Below are 24,056 nucleotides of genomic sequence, written 5' to 3' on the forward strand. Positions count from 1 at the left end.
TAGATGCTAGTTATACAAATAGCCAGGTGTATAATATGAAGCCTTTTCCACGGTACCATTGCTTCTAACCATATGCGTAGAGAGCGTTCTGTAATAATAACCCTTAGTTAAATTGTATACCGTCTGGCTAGTTTCCACATTATTGGAATGAGTTGTTGAATTTGAAATTAATCTTTCGTTCCTCCAGGCCGAACCATCCCATCTTTGCAGTGCCACATCCACACTGACAAAATCAGCAGCAAGCTTCGCTTCTGTATGTCCTGCTATGTAAATACTGCTGGCACTCATCGTTAACTCCGATTTAAAACCACCAAGATATTGATAAGTCGCAAACGGTGTAATAAAACCCGATTCCTCAGGCGGCTTTGACGTTAATGCTCCGGGTTCACGTTGTTCTTCGGCTCCCGCTAAGCTGGCAGCAAACAAAGATAAGATGAGCATTAGAGGAAATACAACATTCATTTTTTGAGTTTTCTTAGACTTGAACATTAACATCACCATTCCTCACTATGTTATTTGGTTAAATCTATCAAATAGTACGGACGAAGTTTTGTACTCGTTCCACAGGTTAATAGATTGTAATTTGGTGATGACAAAAAATTATGAATCTCTTAGATCCTTAGAAGAGCGGCTGAGGTTATTCTGAAATTGACTCTATGGCACAAAAAAATACTTTACGGTAATGTCCGCAAAGTATTAAACAATGGCTATACTATAAATAAATTAAATTAAGCCCCAGCTTCCTTATGATTGCTCACTGTCTTCTTCTTGACCTCAATTCTGGATATTCGATGATGATCCACTTCCTCAATCCGATATTGGTAATCACCATACGAGATGCAATCCCCTGGTTTCGGCGGGAAGGAATTCAGCATGGATAATACCCAGCCGCCAAGGGTGTCATAGCCAGACTCTTCAATATCGAGGGACAAGAGCTGGTTAAGCTCCTCCAGCAGAATGAGTCCATCAATGGAATATTCAGAAGCTCCTATATATTCCACAAGCGGCCTCTCATTATCAAACTCATCTTGGATTTCACCAAGAATCTCCTCCACGATATCTTCAAGCGTTACTAGTCCAGAGGTTCCTCCATACTCATCAATTACAATGGCAATCTGAGTTCTCTCCATCTTCATTTGTTTCAGCAGAATGGCAATTGAGGTCGATTCCGGAACCGAAAGAATGGGACGAATTGTCGTTAAATACTCTTCCATCCCTGACATAAACAAATCCTTAAGGTGAACAAAGCCGATAATCTGATCCTTATCACCGGTACAGACGGGATAACGGGTCCGCATTTGCATGCTAGCGATAGTCAAATTCTCTTGAATCGTCCATTCGGTATTCAAGCAGATCATCTCCGTACGTGGAATCATAATTTCTCTAGCGGTTGTTGCGGAGAAATCGAATATGTTATCAAGCAGTGTGTATTCAAATGCGTCAATTATTCCGTCGTTTTTACTGTCCTTCATAAGCTGCAGCCATTCTTCTTCACTCTGAACCTTTTCCCTCTTCACAGATAGATGTGTACTCTCCCGATGAGCAGGACCTCTCACTCCTATATTCAAGAACCAAATGAGAGGGGACATGAAGAACGTAAACAAGATAAGAAATCTTCCTGACTTCCTTAAGAGGTGCTCTTGAAAATGAGAAGACAACACGGAGGGGATCCATCTTCCTGCTCCAAGATAGGTTAAAGTAATGACAACAATGGCAAGAGTTGTAGACAGCACTGCCGCTGGCCATATATCTAAACCCATATTTTCCAGAACCGGCGCTAATCTCGAGGAGATTGCAGCTTCACTGAGCCAGCCGAGCCCAATAACAGGCAGAAATATGCCAAGCTGACAGGTGGTGCGATATTTAGCTTTATCAGCTGCTAGTATGGTCAGTGCTTCTTGACGATCGGTCTCCTGGCTGCTCACCTTATGACGCACTAGTGACAATCGGCCAATTGCACTGTCAAGGGCTGCAAATAACCCGCTGATCAGAGCTAATACCAATATAATTATTGCATAAATCCCAAACGATAGAGGGTCACTCAAATAAGGTCCCGTATCCCGAATTCGGTAACGGGTCCACCTCCTTTTTATCAAGTATGGAGTCATCACACCACATACAATTGCTGATATATATGCTGCTCCGGATGAAATAATGGCAATAAAATAGTCTTTGATATCCAGACTTCTTAACCCACTGGAGATCAAAGACTATTCTAATTCTTAATGTGACACCAATTTATTAACGTCTTCCGCCACGAGGCGCTGTTGGAGCATATGGATATTCATAATTCAGCGGCTCATCAAATGTTGCATAATCAAAATTAACCATCAGGATGATGATCCGTTGACCTGTGTTTGGATCACTGATAATAATATGGTCACGGCCTGCTGCTTCAAGGATCCCCTGAAATACTTTAGCATTCCACTCTCTGTTGCCTTCATATGTCGCATAGAAAGTACCATATTTCCCAAGGTTCAATCTAAGTATATTTTCAACAAAAGATTGCTCTGTAAACGGAATATTCTGTTGGATGACTGTGCCACTAGGCGTCATTACACTTCCGCTCGTAACTTCTGGTGGAACGACAGTCATCCCTCCCTGCATCCCTTGCATGTTTCTCGGAGCATTTGCAGGCCCCGAATTCCCGATCTTATACGATACAGGCTGATATGGTTGGTTAAACATTTAATTACCTCCCTAATAGTAAGGTGTACATCATTGTGCTAAAAAACTGCCGGACAATCTGCCCCGGATGGGCTGAAGAAACAGTGTGCACGATATCTTCCCGTATTCTGCTGATTATACCAAGTTGCCGGGCATGCTCCAGCTGGTCTGAAGAACCAGAGGGCATTGCTCGCAGGCCATATTTTCTCGCCGTTAATTACACGTCTGGCTAGACGAATGTCCGACTCTCTCGCCGCTTGATAAAAGTATCCTTTTTGAATCGCCTCAAAGCCGCCTGGTGACTGGAATACCATATCATTAATGGAGCGAATATTACGAAAATCAAGACATCCGCCAAGGATCCGGTTCACACCAACATTCCCTACCAGAAGCATCCCTGTTTCGCCGTCTTCCTCTGCTTCGGCTCTCATCAGCCTTGCGAGCACTTTTACATCCTCAGAATTTGCTTTAATAACCGCCAATTACGTTCCCTCCTCCCCTGTAAGTCGTAAGCCTCGCGCCTAATACCCTATATCCTATTGTGCATTCGCCCAGTTCGTGACACTTCTCTACAAAAAAAATACAAAAAAAATCCTGTATCCGCATCAAGCAGCGTGTACAGGATAAGCAAAACCAATGAAAATAACGAATAACCTAATAGGAGGAGTGTCACCAGTGACAAATAATTTCTTAATCTCCATCTTTAAATATTCTGTAAATACAACATAGCGTTCTTCTTCGCTAGATAACAAGGCCACCTTCATCCAACAAAGGAACTTACTCAGCAGTTATTATATACTTATCGCCCTTTACAGTCGGTAACTCTAATAAATTCCCAACGCGTTCTGCCGGCAATTCTCTTCCATCTGGTGAAGTAATACGGATGAGGAAATCCGAGTATATGCGAAGCTTCTCTCCACAATCCGAAGTAATTACGCCGTTAGTCAGTTTATGCTCCTTCCATTCCATATCTACGGTGAAGCCTCCTCTTGCGCGGAGCCCTGTTACACTCCCTTGCTCCCAAGCTTGTGGCAAGGCCGGAAGAATTCGAATACCATCAAGATGACTTTGCAGCAGCATTTCGGCAATTCCAGCAGCAGCGCCAAAGTTGCCGTCAATCTGAAATGGAGGGTGATTGTCAAACAAGTTAGGAAGTGTTGATTTCCTCAGCAGCTCTCTTGTATGATAGTAAGCCTGGTCTCCGTCCAACAAACGAGCCCAAAAATTAATAATCCACGCCCTGCTCCATCCCGTATGTCCTCCTCCATTCTCCAATCGTCTATGAAGTGTTATCCTGGCCGCATCTGCTAGTTCCGGTGTAGAATCGGGACGAATCGTCGTTCCCGGATGAAGAGCAAACAGATGTGAGATGTGTCTGTGTCCAGGATCTTGTTCTTCATAATCCACTAGCCACTCCTGCAGTTGACCATATTTGCCTACCTTCATATCAGGTAGACGAGAAATGATCATGGCCCATTCCTCACGGCGATTCTCATCCGTGCTCAGCAATTTACTGGCCTCAATACAGGCATTCAATAGCTCCGTTAAAATTTGAGTGTCCATAGAAGGACCATAGCATAGTGTACCTGACTCTCCATTCGGCAGCTCATAACGATTCTCAGGTGAGACGGAGGGATTGGTCACAAGATACCCTTCAGGACTTTCGACGAGAAAGTCTTGAAAAAACAAGGCAGCCTCTTTCATGGTTTCATATGCTTGTTCCAAGAATACTGGATCAGGGTTAAATTTATAGTGTTCCCATAGATGAAGCGTCAACCAAGCGCCGCCCATAACCCATTGTGTAGCGGGTGGATAAATATCCTGCGGCGCGGTATCAGCCCAAATATCGGTATTATGGTGAGCAACAAACCCACGGCAGCCATACATTTTCTGTGCTGTTACACGGCCGTTCGCCCTCATTCGTTCTATCAATTCAAACAAAGGTTGATGACATTCTGCAAGATTACAGCTCTCCGCTGGCCAATAATTCATCTGGGTATTAATATTAATCGTAAACTTACTGTCCCAAGGCGGAGACATCGAATCATTCCATATCCCTTGCAGGTTGGCTGGCAGTGATCCAGGACGGCTGCTAGAAATAAGCAAATATCGCCCAAAGTGAAAATGTAACGCGTATAGACCCTTATCCTCCCCTCCTGATTGCAGCCTTTCCAGCCGTTTATTTACGGGTTCAACAGAAGGCGATTCGGAGGGCTTTCCAAGGTTAAGCTGCACTCTATTAAACAAATGCTGATAATCCTGAATATGTGTTTCTTTTAAGAGATTAAATTCCTTAGCTGCGGCCTGATTCAACAGCTCGTAGCATTGCTTCTTTGGGTCCTTGAAACGAAAAGTGCTCGCGACAGCGAGGAGGATAACAACCTCATCTGCCTGATCTATCATCAGATGCTCACCCACTACCCTAACGGTTCCACCGACAGGGATGGCTTTGGCAGCCGCGCTATAAACGAGCCCCTCCCTTCCACCGCAATCATTTGTCATAACAAGCGTATCCGTTCCATACCGATGAGACTCATCCATATGCTTGCCGTTTTTCCGGTCGAACCAGGAAGTGAGCGACAATGCACCAGGGCGGCCCGCTTCAAGTCTTATCATCATCACCTGATCCGGATAACTGCAAAATACCTCCCGTCGATAGGTAATTCCACCGTATTCATAGGTTGTGACGGTCACCGCTTTTTCTAAATCGAGTTCTCTGCGATAATTGGACAGCTCCCCTTCAGGATGATCAAAATGAATGAAAAAGTCCCCCGCCGTTAAGTAATGCCTCTGACTGCGTGGTGTTCCGGAAAAGGCGGCTTCTGATAAACGATGGGCTTCTTTCAGTTTTCCCTCAAACAGTAACTCGCGAATACGAGGGAGGTTTTCTAGAGCATCCGGGTTGTTTCGATCTCTAGGTCCTCCATACCAGATCGAATCCTCGTTAAATTGGATTTGCTCCTCTTCAACGAATCCAAACACCATACCTCCTAATCTTCCATTCCCGATCGGAAGGGCTTCATTCCAGTTTTGAGCTGGTTTGTCGTACCATAGCATCGTTTCGGCAGATAAAGACATGTGATTCCTCCTGAAATATAGGTCATTTATATAATTTATACTTTAGCTGCAATCGACTTCCATCTATAATTCCACTACGGCTTTAATCACTTTGGATTCAGGCTTTAGCCACTCATCAAACAAATAAGCCATCTCTTCTAACGGAGCGCGATGGGTAATGTACTGATCCATATCGATCCTGCCTGTGGAAATGGTCTTGATGACGTGAGCGAAATCCTCTTTTGTTGCATTCCGGCTACCCATAATGGTTAGTTCTCGTTTATGAAACTCTGGGTCGTTGAATGTGATATTGCCCTTAACGAGACCTACATATATCAAAGTCCCGCCATGAGCAGTATAATCGAAGGCATTTGTCATAGATGTCACATTACCCGTTGCATCGATGACGATGGGTGCAAGCTCTCCTGCCGTTAACTTTGAGACCTGCTCAAGTAGATCCTCCTCTGCTGCGTTAATGGTAAGATCGACCTTAGCCCAGGAGCGGCAAAAGGCTAATCGTTCCTTGTTTACATCCATAGCTATGACTCTTGCTCCTGCCTCTTTTGCAAGTGCCATGACACCAAGTCCGATCGGTCCGCCTCCAATAACCAGGACTGCTGCACCTTGAGAAATTCCGGCTCGGCGAACCGCATGAGCACCAATAGCCAGCGGCTCGATCATCGCTGTCTGATCCAGTGATAATCCTTCTGTCTTTAATAAATGTGATATCGGAACCTTAATTCTTTCTCGCATACCGCCGTCAACATGTACTCCCAACACTTGAAGCTGCATGCAGCAGTTGGTTCTGCCAGATCTGCAGGCTATGCAATGATTACAGTGTAAATAAGGAATAATGCTAACTTGGTCTCCTGGTAATATGCCTTGATCACGGTTGCTAATCTTTGTGACGATTCCAGCCAGTTCATGTCCTAAGATGCGCGGATATTCAAAAAAAGGCTGGTTCCCTTTATAGGCGTGCAGGTCGGTACCGCAAATACCGACCCGCTTTATTTCAATCACTGCTTCATCCTGCCCCGGTTCTGGCTCCGGTAAATCTGTAGCATAACGAAATGTTCCGATTTGTTCGCAAAGGATACCTCTCATTCTTCATTTCCCCTCCCGACTCTCAATGAATGCGGTTACAATTAAATGTTTATTCCTATTCAAATATTCGCGGGAAGGACCTCCATTGCCTTCTTCGGTAACTCTTATTTTGTATTCTCGTAGGATTCTTTATATTCTGCTGTCATTTGATCTCCGGCGCTCGTTCTCCATCTTTCAACCTCGGCCTTCCAAGCTGCTTCCTCAATTTGCCCCATGATAAACATGGTTTGGGCATCTGTAATGATATCTACTCCAATTCTCCACCTCGTTCATGTGGTGTAACAGATTTGTCTCTTTTTATCTATCCTAAATATGTATAATCGTCTATAGACGAAAAAAAGAGCCGCCCTGACGTGGGCAGCTCTGTAATATCTGTCATGCATTTCATCATTTTCATTAAGGATTAGCAGTAATCCAATAATCGTAGGAATGAACAACATACCCTTGGTAAGCTTCATAGTTAGCAAGCAAATCCGGTAATTTAGCAAGCTCTTCTTCCATGTAAGCTTCTCCTTCTTCATAGAAGGTAATATGATCGCCTTCATGGCTTTGTTTCATCTCAACAGAGACGAGAAGCGGCTTACCTAAACGGTCTGCAATCTCCATTTCTCGTGCTGCAACTGCTGCTATCCCGTTTGATCCCTCTGCGGTATCACGGAAGGCCATGAGTGAAATATGATCAAGTGTCTGAATCATCCATTCGCTAACCGTCATATTTTTCCCTGGAAGCTCATATGCGTCAAGCCATACAGCAAGATCGGCACTCGTCTCCAGATCAGAATTTCTTTTGGTTTCTTGTGCAAAGTATTCCATATTTGCAGCCCATTCTGTAAGTACACGGTCACGATCAATATGCCAGGCTTCATTTGTATACGGCTCTACATCAACATGGATACCATGGAATTTCTCCTGCTCCGAAGCATGCTGATTATATTCCTTAACATAATTGATTAACCGGGTAATACGAGGTCGGTTCTCTTCAAGCCCCCATATCGGATGGCCTCCCATTGCATGAACCTCAATCCCCATGGCTGCTGCCTGGCTGACAAAATTTCGATACAGCTCAAACGGCTGCTCCAGATCAAGTCTTACATACAAATAATTTATATTTTTCTCTTCTACAAATTCGAGCACGCGTTCACTGTCATGAATCACTTGCTCTGCTTGCCAAATGTACGTCCCACGAATAGAGCCCTGCTCAGGCTCCGGTGTTGGCTCAGGTTCCGGCGTTGGCTCAGGTTCCGGCGTTGGCTCAGGTTCTGGCGTTGGCTCAGGTTCCGGCGTTGGCTCAGGTTCCGGCGTTGGCTCAGGTTCTGGCGTTGGCTCAGGTTCCGGCGTTGGCTCAGGTTCTGGCGTTGGCTCAGGCTCCGGTGTTGGCTCAGGTTCCGGCGTTGGCTCAGGTTCCGGCGTTGGCTCAGGTTCTGGCGTTGGCTCAGGTTCTGGCGTTGGCTCAGGTTCTGTACCGTTTTCGCTAAGGTTAGACCAATACACATAATCATGCACCGCTACGCCGGCAAAATTGCGGTATTCCTGCAGTGATAATGACACCTCGTTAAGTACAGCTTCCATTTCTTCCGCTGATTTGCCTGCAAATGAGGTGTACTCTTCACCTGGCATCGGTTTTGTGTTTACAGCGACAACCATCTTCGCATCATAAGCTTCCGACCATTCCATCTCTTGCTCAATCACATGAGAAATGCTGTCGTCACCCATCGCTTTATCACGGTAAGCCATTAAAGTTATTTGATCAAACCTGCTCATGAACCATTGAATTAGCGGCGTATCGGTCTCAGGCACTTCATATTGGTCATACCAAAAAGGCAGATCAATGGCACTGATTAGGGAAGCATCCTGATTCGCAATGTCTAAAAACAGCTCAAGATTGGTTAAATAGGATTGAATGACAGGCTCGCTGTCTTCGCTCCAATCATTCAGGACATAGGGTTCAATATCAAGATGAATTCCTGCAAACTGTTCCGATTCCTCAGATTCAGCATTGTAATCAACAACCCAGTTAGCAAATTGAAGCAGCCGTTCTCTTCCACCTTCTGTCGCCCAGTAAGGATGGCCTGCGAGTGCATCAACCTTGATTCCCCGCTCCTGAGCATTTCGTACAAAGGTCTGGTACATTTCCTCTGGCTGATTCATATCAATTCTTAAGTAAATATGATCAATATTTTGATTGTCGGCATATTCCAGTACATCTTGGCCGCCATCTGCAATGGTCTCTGCCTGCCATAACCATGTTGCCCGCGTAGATGAATTTGTCGATTCAAAAGCAGTCATAAATATAACACTTATGAATAAGACAACCCATAATAAACCGCGGGATTGATTGCGTATCATATCCTCCCTCCAATTCTCCTCTCTTTTTTGAACCAACGCTATTATAGCAGTGGACAAAAGTAAAAGAATGAGCCCAGGTGCTCAACTTGGGCTCATTCTTCTATATTCGGTCTTTAGCCTGATTATTCGATTCCAGTCCCAGGATTAGGGCTCATATATCATTTTTCTTGTCATACCGCCATCAATGACCAGGTTCTCGCCAGTTACAAAATCATTGTCAGGTGCCGTTAAAAATAAACAAGCTCTTGCAATATCCTCCGGCTTGCCAACTCTTTGCGACGGATGCTGGACATGATCTATTTCTCTAAGTTTACTGTAGTCTCCTTTTTCAATCCATCCCGGACTAATACTATTGACCCGAATCCGTTTATCTGCCAGTGAAACAGCCATCGCATGAGTCAGTGCAACAATAGCTCCTTTGGAAGCAGCATAGGCTTCAGAGTTCGGCTCGGACATCGTCGCTCTCGTGGAGGCCATATTGATTACAGCACCGCCCTGTTTATTATTCCCCATATATTTAGCCGCTTCTCTTGTCGTTAAAAAACAGCTGCGAACATTGGTGTTCATGACATCATCCCATTCATTCAGGGACAATTCAAGCGGAGACTTCCAGATGCCATAACCTGCGTTGTTAATCAGGATATCGATCTTCCCATATTCCCGCATGGCTGTATTCATTAAATGTACAATTGCTTCTTCAGACCTAACATCGCAGGCAACAAATATGGCAGTTTCACCTTTTTGACGAATGGCTGCGGCTGCCGCGGCCCCTTTTTCTTCATTTTGATCGGCAAGGACCACCTTCGCTCCCTGCTCAGCGTATGCTTCAGCTACAACTTTACCAATACCTTGCGCTGCGCCTGTAACGATGACGACATCATCTTTGAATTTCATGATACCTCTCCTTACGACTAGAGATTAGAACCAGCTATAGTTCTCTGATAACAATATATTACACAATTTAAGTATTAACATATATCCGAATCAATTTCTTAACGAAATATAAACAATCCCCCTAATAAAGAATAATTAATCCAGTATATCTCAATTGAAACGGTACAATTCAGCTGGAAAACAAAAAGCCGCCCCATTGGGACGGCTGATCCTTCACATACTAACCTCGAACACGTTCGGTATATACTCTGTTATAGCGCTTGAACCCGAGATATCTAGTCCCCTGAAAAGTAAGCTGGCCTTCATCGCCTTCAGAGCATAAACCATACTCATCTCCGCCAACCTTGAACTCAATCCGATCTCCACTGTCCACTTCGAATGTAATAAAATAGAGTGTCCGCGTATTCTGCCCTTCGCTTTGACTCTGCTGTGATACCTGAATCCTTCTTCCTGTAATTCTTGAAGAGACAGTCAATACCGGCTGCTTGTTGTTCCGTCCCCAAGCAAGGAGCTCTTTTCCCAGGGTCAATGCGATAATACCGAGAATCACGACAAATACCGCCGGGAATACCGTTCCGAAAAAATCAAACATCCAGAAAGATTCAAATCCCATGCCGTCTCCTCCCGTCCTCTAATTCTTGTCTGAAAATAACCGACTACTTGTTTATGTATATGCCGTAGTACGGTCAACTTGTCAGTTCGGGTAAGAAATACTTCATGGGATTAATCTTAAAGGACACTCCAACTGGTCCCGCCATCCATTGATTGCATTAATATTGATTTTTTCTCACTAGCATTCTCAAGCAGCACCCACCCTACTTTAGGGCTTACGAACTGCAGCTTGACAACCTCAGGATATTCTACAAGCTTCTCTGAGAGAACTTCACTCACAGGCAGTCTGTCCCAATCTTCGCCTTGATTCCTCGTATGATAGACATAAGTGCCTTGCAATGCCCAGCCTTCAGACTCACTGACAAAAGTCGGATACAAATCCTTGTTCACCCCACTCTGTGAAGGCAGATTAAACTGGACATGCTCCCATATGGAGCCTCCATCTGTCGTAAACAGACCGCTGTACTGAACTCCGCTGCCTTCCGCACAGCCTAAAGGAAGATACAGTTTCTGATGGTCCGTACTTAAGCTCTCAATCTCGCCAAGAGAATAAGAAGAACAGGACTCATACAATGATGAGGATCTGTTGAAATACGGCTCGTTAATAGACCAGGCTTTCCCCGCATTCTGGGTTAAATAAATCTTAGGAGCCCCAAGCTCCAGCACGGATACAACACCGCGCTCTCCGTCGATGAACTGCATACCCTCAGCATATCCGCGCAGCGGTATGGCATGATTCGTTTGCTGAAGCGGAGAACTTGTCATCACTTCAGACCAATTCATTCCCCCGTCAAGCGTCGAGAATATTTTCTTCTCCTCTTTACCCGTACCAGCATTGTCACTTGTCATTAAGAAGCCTTCCTTAGCTGAAGCAAAGTGAAGCGCTGTTACCTTCTGAGTTTCCTCGAGCGAAGAAATCATCCAGCTCTCTCCACCATCATTTGTTCGCAGTACCACATTGTCAGTTCCATCTGTTCCGGAACGAACAATCCACCCATTCATGCCATCCAGGAAAAAAATATCCTCTCCGTAAACTGGATTCGTCGCGAACTTCACATTAGATGAAGGAGAAATATTCGTCCAGGTCTCCCCATTGTCACGGGTATAATATAAACGAAGCTCGCTTCTCGTCACTCCCCAAGCCAGACCGCCATAACCATGGATTAGTTGAAAATCTGTTAATCGTGTCTGAATTTGATATTTGTTTACTTCAGCGATTTCATAATTGCTAGGTTCAATAAGTGTTATCGTCTGGCCATCTTCCAGCTGCTCTTCCTTTACGACTACTGGCTGAGCCTCCTCGGGTTCCGAAGATGTGCAAGCTGTCAGCGCAAGTGTGATCATAAGCATACATACTAGAGCCCGCTTTGTCGTTTCTCGCATGCTATTCCACCTCTTTGTGCCTGTTAAGGCTGTCCTCTAAGTTAGACATTATAGCATACTTTATTTTGAATGAGAGTCAAAACTGTTACTTGTTCCTCTTTATTCTGTAATACATTTCGCCCTCCTGATCTCTATCAGAAGGGCGAAAATGGTTGTACTTTATTCTTGTTATTATTTCTTAGATGGTTTGTCTCCAAGCTCACTGTGCCGGTATCCATAGAAGAAATAAATACCTAGACCGACGAGAATCCATACGGCAAATCCACCCCAAGTTGATCCGTCCAGCTGAAGCATCAGCAGCACACAGAATGCAGCGCTCAGCAGTGGAAGAAACGGCACCCACGGTACAGAAAATCCTCGTTTGAGATCTGGTCTGGACTTGCGCAGACCAATAACACCAAGGGATACGACAGCAAATGCAAACAGGGTTCCAATGATGGTCAAGCTGGCAAGCTGATCCAGCGGCAGCAATCCGCACAGGAGTGCGATAATAATGCCTACCATCCATGTACTGCGAACAGGGGTCTGTTTCTTCTCATCCACTTTAGATAAGAACTTAGGCAGCAGTCCATCCCGAGAGATCGCAAACAAGAGCCGGGTCTGACTAAACAATAGAACGAGCAGCACCGTCGTAATACCCACAATGGCTCCCACTGAAATAAGTCCTGCTACAAAGTCTTGTCCTACAAAGCGTAATGCGAAGGCTACAGGGTCTGCAACTCCAAGATTCGTAAAAGGAACCATCCCCGTCAGGACGACGGCAACAAGTGAATACATAATCATACATACAATAAGTGATCCAATAATTCCTATAGGAAGATTACGCTGCGGGTTTTTGACTTCTTCAGCCGCTGTAGCCACCGCATCAAATCCAATATAGGCAAAAAACACAACAGCCGCGCCACTCATTACCCCAGAGAAACCAAACGGCATGAAAGGAGTCCAATTGTCAGGCTTAACATAAAATGCACCAACCAGAATGAAAATGATGATGACTGCTATTTTGACAAAAACCATAATTGCATTAAATCTTGCCGTTTCCCTCGCTCCCTGGGTGAGTAATAAGCATATAGCCATAATAATGAGAACGGCCGGCAAATCTATGATTTGTCCCTGCGACAAATTAAAAGCACCGGATATAGCGGTGGGAAGATGTATGCCAAAGCCTTCCAGCAGCCCTTGTACATAGGCTGACCATCCGCTTGCTACCGATGCCGCAGCAACACCATACTCAAGTACCAGTGTCCAGCCCATTAACCAACCGACCACTTCACCGAATGCAGCATAGCTGTATGCATAGGCACTACCCGATACAGTAACTGTGGAAGCCAGTTCTGAGTAACACAACGCTGCCAGAATACAGGCGATGGCGGCAATAACGAAGGAGATCATTAGTGCGGGCCCAGCATGCTCTGCAGCGGCTTGTCCGGTAATGACGAAAATACCGGTACCAATAATAGCACCGACCCCAAGTGATATCAGATCCAGCGCCCCGAGTGTCTTCTTGAGGCCGGTTCCCTTGTTCAGGTCAAAATGCTTCTTGCGAAATAAATCCATAATGTCACTCCTAGATGAATGTTGCAACGCTTTAGTGCAATTAAGCACAAACAATTATTATGCGAAAGTTAGCACGGGTTGTCAACTTTCATCATTCAATTAGAATTATATGGCTAAAGCCTCGGTAACAGATTGCCCTGAACTTGAATTTTTATTATTAATTGACCAACCGGCGAAAAATAAGTGTTGCTACGATAGCGCTTTCTATATTATTATGTTTGAGTAGGTTACAACTAATTATTTACTTACGATTTTATATTATCTTAATAAATGAATAATGGATCTTCGGGGTAGGGTGAAATTCCCAATCGGCGGTGACGTTCTTGCAATGAAGAGCGAAGCCCGCGACTCGCTGCTCAAGCATTCCTTGCGCACGCGACTGACTTGGTGCAATTCCAAGGCCGACGGTTACAGTCCGGATGAGAGAAGATCATCGATTACATGCGGTTGTTATATTAATACGCATGTTTATTTGATCACCCCTGTTGATCGTGCATGGCTACATGTGCGTATTCACGGGGGTTTTTTACTATCTGAAGATACCATATTCAAATTCTCAATTACGAAGGAGTTTGGATTATGGAACACACGAACAAAAAAGCATTACCTGCAGCCGGCTCAACCGGCTTCTGGCTCGTCGCACTCGGGGCAGCACTGTGGGGCATCGGTCCCCTGTTCCGTATTCATCTGCTGGACTACATGACCTCGACACAAGTCGTCCTGATTGAGCATCTTCTTGTCTGTCTGGTTGCTGTACCGATTCTATGGGTCAATCGATCTGAACTGAAAAACCTGCGTTTAAAGCATGTATTCGCTCTGCTTGTCATCTCTTGGGGAGGTTCTGCACTGGCTACCGTTATTTTTACGATGGCTCTGTCCAGTGGTGATCTGAATGCGGTTGTGCTGCTGCAAAAAATGCAGCCGATTTTTGCCATCCTGCTCGCAAAGCTGATTCTTAAGGAGACGCTGCCCAAACGTTTCGGCTTCTTCTTCATCATTGCTATTGTAGGAACGTATTTGCTTACCTTTGGATTCACCATTCCTTTTGGAACGAATAGCGAATGGATTAAGTTGGGAAGCCTCTTATCCTTACTCGCCGCAGCTTTATGGGGTGGATCCACGGTGATGGGACGCCTGCTTCTTGGCCAGGCGCAATACAAGACGGTAACCTCCCTGCGATATGTACTCGCACTGCCTTTACTCCTCATCATGACCTGGCTGGAAGGAGCATCGATGAATCTTCCACAGGCAGGAGCGGATCTTGCAAGCATCGGAGTTAACTTGTTGGCACAGGCATTGCTTCCTGGACTGCTCAGTCTGCTGCTATATTATAAAGGCTTATCTTCGACCAAAGCATCGATGGCTACCCTTGCGGAGCTTAGCTTCCCGATGATGGGTGTGCTCGTGAACTGGATCGCTTTTGGACAGTTGGTAACTCCTGCTCAGCTCATTGGTTTTGTGCTGATCTGGACAACATTGTTTATATTTGCTCGTCAGCAGCAACAGAGCAGCCAGCAGCTGGTCTCGCGGACGACATGAGATGAAAGGATTAAGAAGGATGCATACTACTTCGGTTATGACTGAGTTTTCAATCATCGGCGAACTTTTCACTGCTGAGGATATAACAAGTCAACTAGAGATCGCACCCTCAGAGTTCTATACTAAGGGAGACAAAATAAAGAACCGCGACATCGTTCGGAAAGAATCCGCATGGTCGATCAGTACTGGATACGAGGAATCTCTGGATATAAATATGCAGTTGAATAAATTGATTTCTGTCCTAAAAAACAAAAAGAATGAATTGCTCGAATTAAAAAGATCACATGACTTATTTTATAAATTCTTTATCGTTATAAAAATTGAACAGAATCAGACACCCGCCATTTATTTAGATATTGATACGATCTCATTCGTGAATGACATTGGAGCTGAGCTGGATTTTGATCTCTATGTCTTTTAGATCTTAAAGAGTTATTGTAAAGTCGCTGTCCGTTTGGACGGCGACTTTTTATATCTAAATGAATTTTCACTTTCTCCTCCATCTCTCCTCCAACTGCACATGGAAACCTGACAGATATATGCGTTATGATAGAGAGAACGATTAGAAAGGGATGATCAATTAGCCTATGACTTCTTTTCCGTATACATCATATGACGCAGTAGGGCTCGCCCAGTTGATAAGAGATAAACAAATTTCTCCAGTAGAGCTTGTAACTGCTGCCATTGAACAGATCGATCAGTTGAATCCTGAGCTGAATGCGGTGGTCCGTACTCGCTACGAAGCTGCACTGCAAGAAGCAGGTGAGGTGAACACACTCGCCCAGCCATTTGCAGGTGTCCCCATATTGCTCAAAGACATTTCACAAGCCATTGCTGGAGAGCCTCTGACATCAGGCTCCAAATTATTTGCTGAACACAGGCCGCTCTACGATTCTCATTATGTAGCCAAGCTTCGGAGAGCCGGTTTTATTCCGATCGGACACACGAATACCCCGGAATTTGGTCTTAAGAATATTACCGAGCCTAAGCTGCACGGCCCTTCAAGAAACCCATGGAATACAGGCCACTCTCCCGGCGGCTCCAGTGGAGGATCGGCATCAGCCGTTGCTTCCGGCATGGTACCCATCGCCGGAGCAAGTGATGGCGGAGGATCAATTCGCATTCCCGCTTCGTTCAGTGGACTGTTTGGATTAAAGCCTACCCGTGGACGTACTCCTGTAGGCCCCGGGGTTGGCCGGCAGTGGCAGGGTGCATCCATTGATTTTGCCCTATCGAGAACGGTGAGGGACAGTGCGGCACTACTCGATGTACTGCAGGTGATTCAGAACGAAGCTGCATTCCAAGTTCCGCTGTACCCTGGAAGGCACTTGGAGGATATGTATTTATCGCTTGAACGGAAATATCGAATTGCCTATACGATGGATTCTCCAGTAGGCACGCCTGTCAGTGAGGATGCCAAGGAGGCAGTGCTCAAGGTCGTGAAATACCTGGAATCCGAAGGACATCTTGTCGAAGAAAAGCAAAGTCCAGTAAACGGTGTTCATCTCATGGAGAACTATTATATGATGAACAGCGGTGAGATGGCAGCTATGGTACTGAAGATGGAGCGTGGACTTGGAAGAACCATTACTTCAGAGGATATTGAAATTGAAGGCTGGGTGCTCCTAGAGGCTGGCCGAAAATTGTCCGCAGCGGAATTTGTACATAGTCTTGCAGAGTGGGACGTTGCTGCCGCACAAATGGCCACTATTTTTGACCGATATGATTTCTATATCACACCGACCAATGCTTATCCGGCTCCACAGATTGGTGAACTGACGCCTGGGCCAGCGAAGATTGAGCAGTTGCTTAGGGTAAGTGAGTTATCTAAGGACAAGCAGCAAGAGCTTATCTATGACATGTTTGAACCTAGCTTAACTTACACTCCGTTCACACAGCTTGCTAATTTGACAGGTACACCGGCTATGAGCCTCCCCCTTCATCTTAGTAAGTCTGGGCTGCCTATGGGTGTTCAGTTTATGTCTGCTAAAGGAAGAGAGCATGAGATGCTGCAGCTGGCTCACCTGCTTGAGAATACAGACCTGTGGATCTCTCCTTTGACTCCCGGAGGTGAACATTAAGGCCAATGGACATTCTTGGGGTCAAACTGCACACTGCAATGGAGCAGCCCATTGATTTGAATGAGATCGTAGGAGCTTTGCCGTGCGAACAGCAAAAGAAGATTCGCAGGTTCAGACGGTATGCGGACCAATTAAGATCTCTATGCGGAGAGCTGCTAATTCAGAGCTACGCTGTCGAACATTGGAATCTGTCCCCTAACCAGTTGGACAGGCAGATCAATCGCTTCGGTAAACCTGAATTTGTTCATTATCCCACGCATCATTACAATATCTCTCACTCAGGGGCATGGGTGGTAGCTGCTTTTGATCGACACCCTGTTGGTATTGATATTGAAGAAATAAATGATGTGGACCTGACTCTAGCAGATCGATTCTTTACTCGGAACGAAGCGGAGCTGGTGCATAACCAGGTCAACTTAGAGCAGAAGCATATATTCTATTCCCTATGGACGCTTAAGGAAAGCTATGTAAAAGCGAAAGGTGCCGGACTTTCCATTCCCCTTGATTCTTTCGAATTTGATATAACCCATCAGGGAGAAATCACATTCTCTAGCTCTAACGAGGGGAACGAAGAAGCTTGGTCCTTTAGAAGTTATGCAATCGACCCTGATTACTCTCTCGCGGTTTGCAGCCGATCAGGACATGTACCAGAATCCATAGATTTCATGACCTTGGATCAACTCTTGGCAGGTCATTCGATACTCCGAAGCAAGTCGTAGAAATAAAAATAACGCCAGCAGAGTCATTACCATGCTGGCGTTATTTTATATTAAACTTAATGAGCTCACTTCATGTTAACTAGCGACATTAGCTTGTTTGTCAGCTGGCTGATCCATCTTCCGATCACGCATCTTAAAGTGGGCGAGCAGCAAGAATGGAATGCCACATGCTGTCATTAGCATTAAAGGCATAAATATCATTACCGGTTGATCCACAGATAGCGAGGTTAACAACCACCCTCCAATGACCGGGGCGAGTACATTCCCCATATTGTTAAATCCGATCATACCGAAATAAGTCCCACGCAGCTCTGGTTTAGCGATCCTGTCTACTAATAGATCCATAAGCGTAAACATGAGCACTTCTCCAATTGTAAATATTACGACACCAAGCAGCAGCATCCATCTGGATTCAAACAAACCAAATACAAGCAAACTACTGGCCACAAAAGCATTACCTACGATTAAAGATACCGCAGGAGGAAAATTCTTAAACCATCTTACCAGCGGATACTGCACGATCAGCACGACTACGGCATTCATGGACAGCATGTAAGTAAACATCTCTGCTCCATTCTCGAAGCTCGGGCTGAGCTCAAGATATTGCGGGAGCGTCGAACTAAAATGTCCATATCCTAACACACAGAATATAGACCCGATTAGCACATACATAAAGGTACGATCACGGCTAGTCACCATAAAAGCTTCTTTTAAAGATACGGACTGAGCTATGGCAGCACGGCCAAGGTCAATATCACTTTTTCTACCGAACTGGAATACAAGAACCAGTCCATATAAGATGTATACCAACCCTGCGGCTATGAATGGGGCTCCGCTCTGTGAGGTTCCAAACTGCAACCCGAGTAAAGGACCGATCACGACACCGACATTAATGGCCGCATACCTCAAGTTAAAAATTAACAGCCTGTTCTTCGGATCTGTAATATCCGACAGCATCGCTCGTGAGGTTGGCTCGAAAACAGCTCGGCACAGCCCATTCAATGCGTTCATAACAAAGAACATCCAAATCTGATTGGCCACGGCAAAGCCGATAAATACAAGCGCCCAGCTAAAAATCGAGAAGATCAAAACTTTTTTACGTCCTATTCGGTCCGATATGTATCCCCCATAAAAACTGGCAAATACGCCGATCAGCGAGCTGACAGCGACAACCATACCTGCCTCCGCTGGACTTGCTTCCATCGATTTAATGAGATAGATCGACAGAAAAGGAATACTCATCGAGGTGGCCATTCTTCCGAACATCGTTCCTACGATAATGGTCCAAGCGAGCGGGTGAATCTGTTTTAAATGACTGTTCATATTGCCTCCATCTGAATCTGCTAATAAGTAAGTTAATACATATCATTTCAGCTAATTCGCTATCTGTCAATACATGTAAGCACGCGTACAAGAGGCAGGACAATCCATAGTAAATAGATACCTCTATACTATACTATTCTATTATGAATTTTTCATATGTTGTAATAATCATATAATAATTCAAGTTATTTCCCATAAAAAAACCTTAGGATGACTTATTCACCCTAAGGTTCTGATCAAATACGATATTAGGTTCTACCGGTCCAGTCATCGGATGCAATTTCTCTCCACCGCTCACGGATGATCTCATAATCTTCCTTGGCAAGCAGGTGCTCTCGTAATAAATCCGCATTCTCCTGCCAACGATTTGGCTTCTTGGTGCCTACAATGGCCGTATCCACACCAGGCACAGATAAAGTAAAACCTAGCGCCTTAGCAATAGCCTCCTCATTGCTCTCACCTAAGAATCCGTAATTCAAGTCCCGTAATCGATTCCAATACACGAATGGGTAGGCCGTTTCTTCAAGCGTATCATAAGTCCAGGCAACGTTGGCCAGCGGCCGTTTCGCTGTCACGCCCATTCCCCGCTTCCGGGCTTCAGGAATGGTCAGCTCAATGGCCTCTTGGTCCGCTATATTGACAGAAGTTTCGAGGCTATCGAACACGCCCGTCTGAACGGCATACAATGCATCTTTATGATCTCCGCTGTAGCCAATAAATCTTGTTTTTCCTGCTTCCTTGGCCCGATTCAGTACTTCAATGACGGAGCCCTCCCGAAGCACTTCCTCCGAGCAGCTGTGCAAATGAATCATATCCACATAATCTGTCTTCAGTCTTCTTAAGCTGCGGTCGATCGAATTAGACAGCATGACCGGATCCCAATCCGGCTGGTCATATCCGGAAGCATGTCCACATTTCGTGAACAGATACACTTCCTCTCTCTTGGGACCAAGCACCTGCCCGATCAATTCCTCACTGTCTCCGTAACATTCCGCCGTATCAATCACATTCAATCCAGCTTCAATCGCACTTCCGAGCAGACGATCCACCTCAGGCTTCGAAATGCCAGATCCAATCTCTGACCCGCCGAAACCCAGTACGCTGACCTTCATTCCTGTGTTTCCATAAGAGCGCTGTTCCATAAATCTAGCCTCCTTGGGTTAATGTCAATTTTATTAAAATATCTGACATGTTCGTATTACCACCTCATGAAAAAGCGAAACAATACGAGGTGCTCTCTCCATATTTATTTCAATTTCAAAGCTTCGTCCTGAATTAGACTACAAAAAGCGGTATATTATGACTGCTGCACTTCTTAGTTAAGTGATATTAAGCCGGCTTAAATTGATTAATGATCAAATCTATGATCAATCCAATGACCAACCAGCCAAAGACATTAATAAAATAAATAATTGTCATCCCATTTAAATGACGTCCAATAGAAGGAATATTTTCAAGTAGTGCCAAATGCGGACTCGTTAATACCAGTAATATGTTGTAGTCATCTATCCCCATAGCATTAAATATACACACCAATACACTTAAAAGGGGGAGCCAAAAACTAAATCTCTTAAATAACTGCATTTCCTTCATCTCCTAGTCAGCAATATTCTTGTTGTCCAAGAAACTATACTATAAGGAAGGAGAACGATAAATCTATAATTTAGAATATCTAACTACATATTCCTTTCATCATTGTAAGTTCTTTTTGAAATTCGACCACAGGTATAAAAGCGAAAATTGCGGCTCAACAGACAGATAATTTTACAATGTACTCGAAAAACAACACGAATCCTGACTTAATATGTAGAAATTGATGGAAACATATCCAAATTTATAACCCCTCTGACACTACGTTTATAAATATATAACATTCCGAAGGTACAATGAGCTTGTCTTTCAAGATAGGGATACTTGCCTTGCCTTGAATAATCAAATCTATCGGGGGTTATGAATTGAAAAAAAGAAACATGCTTCTTACTACTTTTACTCTGGTTACCGCTCTAATTGCAGGCTGTGGCTCTAATGCCGGCACTTCATCACAAGAACCAACGGCGCCTACCACTTCACAGACTTCGGATAACACAGGAACATCTGGCGAAGCAGCCAGTACAACCCAAACCATTGATCAGCTCAAAATCAGCTTTGTTCCTTCCAAAGACCCGGAAGATATTATTACAGCAACGGACCCGCTTAAGGATCTCTTGAAGGAGCAGCTCTCTACACAAGGCTTTGAAGTTGGAGAAATCAGCATCGATGTAGGTACGACCTATGAAGCTGTCGGTGAAGCACTATCCGCAGGAACGACAGATATCGGCTTTATTCCCGGCGGAACCTACGCGCTGTATGATGACGGAGCTGATGTCATTCTGACCGCAACGCGTGCAGGATTGTCTAACGACTCTGATGCTCCAAAAGACTGGAATGAAAACAAACCAACGGAACCAACTAGTGAGCAAGCAACCTATTATCGCTCACTGGTCATCGCAGGGCCATCTGCTAAAGGACAAGAGCTTGCTGAGAAAGTGAATAACGGCGAAGAACTCTCCTGGGAAGAATTGAATGACGCTAACTGGGCAGTTATGTCAACAACTTCTTCTGCAGGTTATATTTATCCAACGCTGTGGCTGCAAAGCAACTACCAGAAGAGCATCACGGATCTGTCCAATGTCGTGACATCCGATTCTTACGGCAGCTCCTTTGGCCGACTGGCTGCAGAGCAGGTCGATGTTATCGTTGCATTTGCTGACGCTAGACGCGATTACGCTGAACAATGGACTAGTGAATTTAACCGCACAAGCCCGATCTGGGATGAGACGAATGTCATCGGTGTAACCCAAGGAATCTACAATGATACAATCAGCGTGAGCAAGAACAGTGAAGTCATTACCGATGATCTCAAAGCCGCTCTTCAGGAAGCATTTATCGAGATCGCGAAGACAGAAGAAGGTAAGAATGTCATTGCTGTATACAGCCACGAAGGCTACCAAAAAGCTCAATCCTCTGACTATGACGGTGAGAGAGAAGCACAAGAGCTGATTCGTAACATGAAAAATCAATAAGATAAACGGAACCAAACCAAATAATATGCTTTTAAAAAAAGTGAGAGCATCAGGCTTCTAATGATGTTCTCCTTTTTCATCTCGGCAGCAAAAACCATAGGAATGGAGTTTAACCCATGATCGAGTTTATCAATGTACAAAAGACCTACCAGAACGGCACAACTGCACTGCAAAATATTAACCTCAAGATCGAGCAAGGCGAATTCGTTGCTGTCATCGGACTGTCCGGAGCAGGTAAGTCGACCCTCATTCGGTGCATTAATCGTATGCATGATATTACAGACGGACAGCTGTTTGTAGATCAAGTCGATGTATCCAAGCTAAGAGGCAAGCAGGTGCGGAATTTTCGTAAGAGAATTGGCATGATTTTTCAATCCTTCAATTTAGTCAACCGAATCAGCGTGATCAACAACGTGCTTGTCGCCTTTGTCCCGCATCTTCCGATGTGGCGCAAGCTGACCGGAATCTTCACCAAAGAACAGAGAATAAAAGCACTCGAGGCTTTAGATAAAGTAGGCATTCTCGACAAAGCTTATGTTCGGGTAGACCAGTTGTCGGGCGGACAGCAGCAGCGGGTAGCACTTGCACGGACACTTGCCCAGAATCCTGACATCATCCTAGCGGACGAGCCGATCGCTTCCCTTGACCCGGTCACCTCCCGAATTGTGATGGATGACTTTAAGAACATCAATGAAACCTTGAACATCTCTGTCATTATGAACATCCACCATGTGGAGGTCGCACTCGAATATGCGGAGCGTATTATCGGGGTTCGAGCAGGCGAAATTGTATTTGACGGTCCGCCGTCTGAAGTTACCAAGGACACCCTGGATGAAATATACGGCAGCAAGCTCAAGGATGTTCCCCTCCCGGAGGAGGTGGCACTGACCCATGTATGACAAATTGTTTCCGCCGAAGCAGCTGGTGCTGGATAACGGTAAGGTCGTTATGCAAAAAAGAACAAGACTTCCGCTTATTCTCGTTATTCTAGCGATCCTGACTGCAGCATCTGTTCAATTAACCGGCTTTGATCTTCAATTGCTATTTTCGAGAATCAAAAACTTCTTCAAAATATTAGGTGAAATGGTTCCTCCGAATTGGAGCTACTTCCCGAAGCTGCTGGAAGCACTTCTCGCGACACTGCAAATGTCACTGCTCGGCTCTATGATTGGAGCGATCCTCGCCCTGCCGTTTGCCCTGCTCGCTTCATCCAACGTGATGCGAAACAAGGTAATCACTTCGATCTTCAAGATTATGATGAGCTTGTTAAGAACACTGCCGACGCTGGTCACCGCCTTGATTGCGACCTTTATCTTTGGACTCGGACCTATGGCGGGCCTCGTCGCCATTATTTTATTCACACTCTCCTATGTTGGTAAGCTGCTGTATGAGCAAATTGAGAACGTCGACATGGGACCGTTTGAAGCGATGGAGTCGATTGGAATGAACCGGGTGGAAGCTTTTCGCTATGCTATTTTTCCACAAGTGCTCTCCCGGTATCTATCTACATCCTTGTTCTGCTTCGAGGGGAATGTTCGCTATGCAGCCATTCTTGGTTATGTAGGCGCCGGAGGGATCGGTCTTCTCATCAAGGAGAACCTGGGCTGGCGTGATTATTCGAACGTTGGCATGATCGTTTTTGCACTGGTTATCACGGTTTATATTATCGAATCGATCAGTGAACATTTCAGAAAAAAGTTAACATGAGGAGA

Annotated in this window: 21 protein-coding genes and 1 riboswitch; of the genes, 7 read left to right on the forward strand and 14 right to left on the reverse strand. The window is 45.0% G+C overall.

What is annotated here, in order from left to right:
• Positions 1-6: 6 nt before the first annotated feature.
• From BK126_RS10980 to BK126_RS11035, 11 genes are all read right to left on the reverse strand, one after another.
• Complete coding sequence (locus tag BK126_RS10980) at positions 7-495, reverse strand: DUF6147 family protein (RefSeq protein WP_076312716.1); 489 nt, start codon at positions 493-495, stop codon at positions 7-9.
• A gap of 233 nt (positions 496-728) precedes the next feature.
• The gene (locus tag BK126_RS10985) at positions 729-2,207 is read right to left on the reverse strand and encodes a hemolysin family protein (RefSeq protein ID WP_083655856.1); all 1,479 of its coding nucleotides are present in this window, start codon (positions 2,205-2,207) and stop codon (positions 729-731) included.
• Between the two features lie 34 nt (positions 2,208-2,241).
• A complete protein-coding gene (gene gerQ / locus BK126_RS10990; protein WP_076312718.1) occupies positions 2,242-2,688 on the reverse strand; it encodes a spore coat protein GerQ in 447 nt (148 codons plus the stop codon).
• Between the two features lie 38 nt (positions 2,689-2,726).
• Positions 2,727-3,149 carry a cell wall hydrolase gene (locus BK126_RS10995; protein ID WP_076312719.1) on the reverse strand — a complete coding sequence of 141 codons (423 nt, stop codon included), beginning with the start codon at positions 3,147-3,149 and terminating at the stop codon, positions 2,727-2,729.
• A 295-nt stretch (positions 3,150-3,444) separates the two neighbouring features.
• Positions 3,445-5,745: a glycoside hydrolase family 95 protein gene (locus BK126_RS11000; protein ID WP_076312720.1), complete on the reverse strand. Its 2,301-nt coding sequence runs from the start codon at positions 5,743-5,745 to the stop codon at positions 3,445-3,447.
• Positions 5,746-5,808: 63 nt separating this feature from the next.
• A complete protein-coding gene (locus tag BK126_RS11005) occupies positions 5,809-6,828 on the reverse strand; it encodes a zinc-binding alcohol dehydrogenase family protein (RefSeq protein WP_076312721.1) in 1,020 nt (339 codons plus the stop codon).
• Between the two features lie 396 nt (positions 6,829-7,224).
• Positions 7,225-9,174, reverse strand: a complete 1,950-nt coding sequence (locus BK126_RS29390) for a hypothetical protein (RefSeq protein ID WP_177178685.1) — start codon at positions 9,172-9,174, stop codon at positions 7,225-7,227.
• A 144-nt stretch (positions 9,175-9,318) separates the two neighbouring features.
• Entirely contained in the window at positions 9,319-10,068 is a 750-nt protein-coding gene (locus tag BK126_RS11020) for an SDR family NAD(P)-dependent oxidoreductase (protein WP_076312722.1), read from the reverse strand.
• A gap of 220 nt (positions 10,069-10,288) precedes the next feature.
• The gene (locus BK126_RS11025) at positions 10,289-10,681 is read right to left on the reverse strand and encodes a DUF2500 domain-containing protein (protein ID WP_076312723.1); all 393 of its coding nucleotides are present in this window, start codon (positions 10,679-10,681) and stop codon (positions 10,289-10,291) included.
• Positions 10,682-10,797: 116 nt separating this feature from the next.
• Positions 10,798-12,063 (reverse strand): WD40/YVTN/BNR-like repeat-containing protein, encoded by a 1,266-nt coding sequence (locus BK126_RS11030; RefSeq protein WP_076312724.1) that lies wholly within the window; start codon positions 12,061-12,063, stop codon positions 10,798-10,800.
• 171 nt (positions 12,064-12,234) lie between these two features.
• Complete coding sequence (locus tag BK126_RS11035; RefSeq protein WP_076312725.1) at positions 12,235-13,620, reverse strand: amino acid permease; 1,386 nt, start codon at positions 13,618-13,620, stop codon at positions 12,235-12,237.
• A 277-nt stretch (positions 13,621-13,897) separates the two neighbouring features.
• Positions 13,898-14,055, forward strand: a riboswitch (FMN riboswitch).
• 144 nt (positions 14,056-14,199) lie between these two features.
• Between BK126_RS11035 and BK126_RS11040 the strand changes: the two genes are divergently transcribed.
• The 4 genes from BK126_RS11040 to BK126_RS11055 all read left to right on the forward strand — a co-directional run bounded on the left by BK126_RS11040 (position 14,200) and on the right by BK126_RS11055 (position 17,959).
• On the forward strand, positions 14,200-15,159 hold the full coding sequence (locus BK126_RS11040; protein ID WP_076312726.1) for a DMT family transporter: 960 nt from the start codon (positions 14,200-14,202) through the stop codon (positions 15,157-15,159).
• A 19-nt stretch (positions 15,160-15,178) separates the two neighbouring features.
• Positions 15,179-15,580, forward strand: coding sequence for a DUF4279 domain-containing protein (locus BK126_RS11045; RefSeq protein WP_177178684.1), 402 nt, complete (start codon positions 15,179-15,181; stop codon positions 15,578-15,580).
• Between the two features lie 166 nt (positions 15,581-15,746).
• The gene (locus BK126_RS11050; protein WP_076312727.1) at positions 15,747-17,240 is read left to right on the forward strand and encodes an amidase; all 1,494 of its coding nucleotides are present in this window, start codon (positions 15,747-15,749) and stop codon (positions 17,238-17,240) included.
• Positions 17,241-17,245: 5 nt separating this feature from the next.
• Complete coding sequence (locus BK126_RS11055) at positions 17,246-17,959, forward strand: 4'-phosphopantetheinyl transferase family protein (protein ID WP_083655858.1); 714 nt, start codon at positions 17,246-17,248, stop codon at positions 17,957-17,959.
• A 75-nt stretch (positions 17,960-18,034) separates the two neighbouring features.
• Here the strand turns inward: BK126_RS11055 and BK126_RS11060 are convergent, their stop codons facing one another.
• From BK126_RS11060 to BK126_RS11070, 3 genes are all read right to left on the reverse strand, one after another.
• Positions 18,035-19,282, reverse strand: coding sequence for an MDR family MFS transporter (locus BK126_RS11060; RefSeq protein ID WP_076312728.1), 1,248 nt, complete (start codon positions 19,280-19,282; stop codon positions 18,035-18,037).
• Positions 19,283-19,530: 248 nt separating this feature from the next.
• Positions 19,531-20,424 carry an aldo/keto reductase gene (locus BK126_RS11065; RefSeq protein ID WP_076312729.1) on the reverse strand — a complete coding sequence of 298 codons (894 nt, stop codon included), beginning with the start codon at positions 20,422-20,424 and terminating at the stop codon, positions 19,531-19,533.
• Between the two features lie 187 nt (positions 20,425-20,611).
• Entirely contained in the window at positions 20,612-20,866 is a 255-nt protein-coding gene (locus BK126_RS11070; RefSeq protein WP_076312730.1) for a hypothetical protein, read from the reverse strand.
• A 371-nt stretch (positions 20,867-21,237) separates the two neighbouring features.
• Here BK126_RS11070 and BK126_RS11075 point away from each other — a divergent pair, with 371 nt between their 5' ends.
• From BK126_RS11075 to phnE, 3 genes are all read left to right on the forward strand, one after another.
• Positions 21,238-22,344 (forward strand): phosphate/phosphite/phosphonate ABC transporter substrate-binding protein, encoded by a 1,107-nt coding sequence (locus tag BK126_RS11075; protein WP_256209667.1) that lies wholly within the window; start codon positions 21,238-21,240, stop codon positions 22,342-22,344.
• A gap of 116 nt (positions 22,345-22,460) precedes the next feature.
• Positions 22,461-23,243: a phosphonate ABC transporter ATP-binding protein gene (gene phnC, locus BK126_RS11080; protein WP_047910586.1), complete on the forward strand. Its 783-nt coding sequence runs from the start codon at positions 22,461-22,463 to the stop codon at positions 23,241-23,243.
• Positions 23,236-24,051, forward strand: a complete 816-nt coding sequence (phnE, locus tag BK126_RS11085) for a phosphonate ABC transporter, permease protein PhnE (RefSeq protein ID WP_076312731.1) — start codon at positions 23,236-23,238, stop codon at positions 24,049-24,051. The genes phnC and phnE overlap by 8 nt, the downstream gene beginning before the upstream one ends.
• The last annotated feature ends 5 nt before the right edge of the window (positions 24,052-24,056 follow it).

The sequence above is a fragment of the Paenibacillus sp. FSL H7-0326 genome (assembly GCF_001955535.1).
In the GTDB taxonomy this organism is placed as follows: domain Bacteria; phylum Bacillota; class Bacilli; order Paenibacillales; family Paenibacillaceae; genus Paenibacillus; species Paenibacillus shunpengii.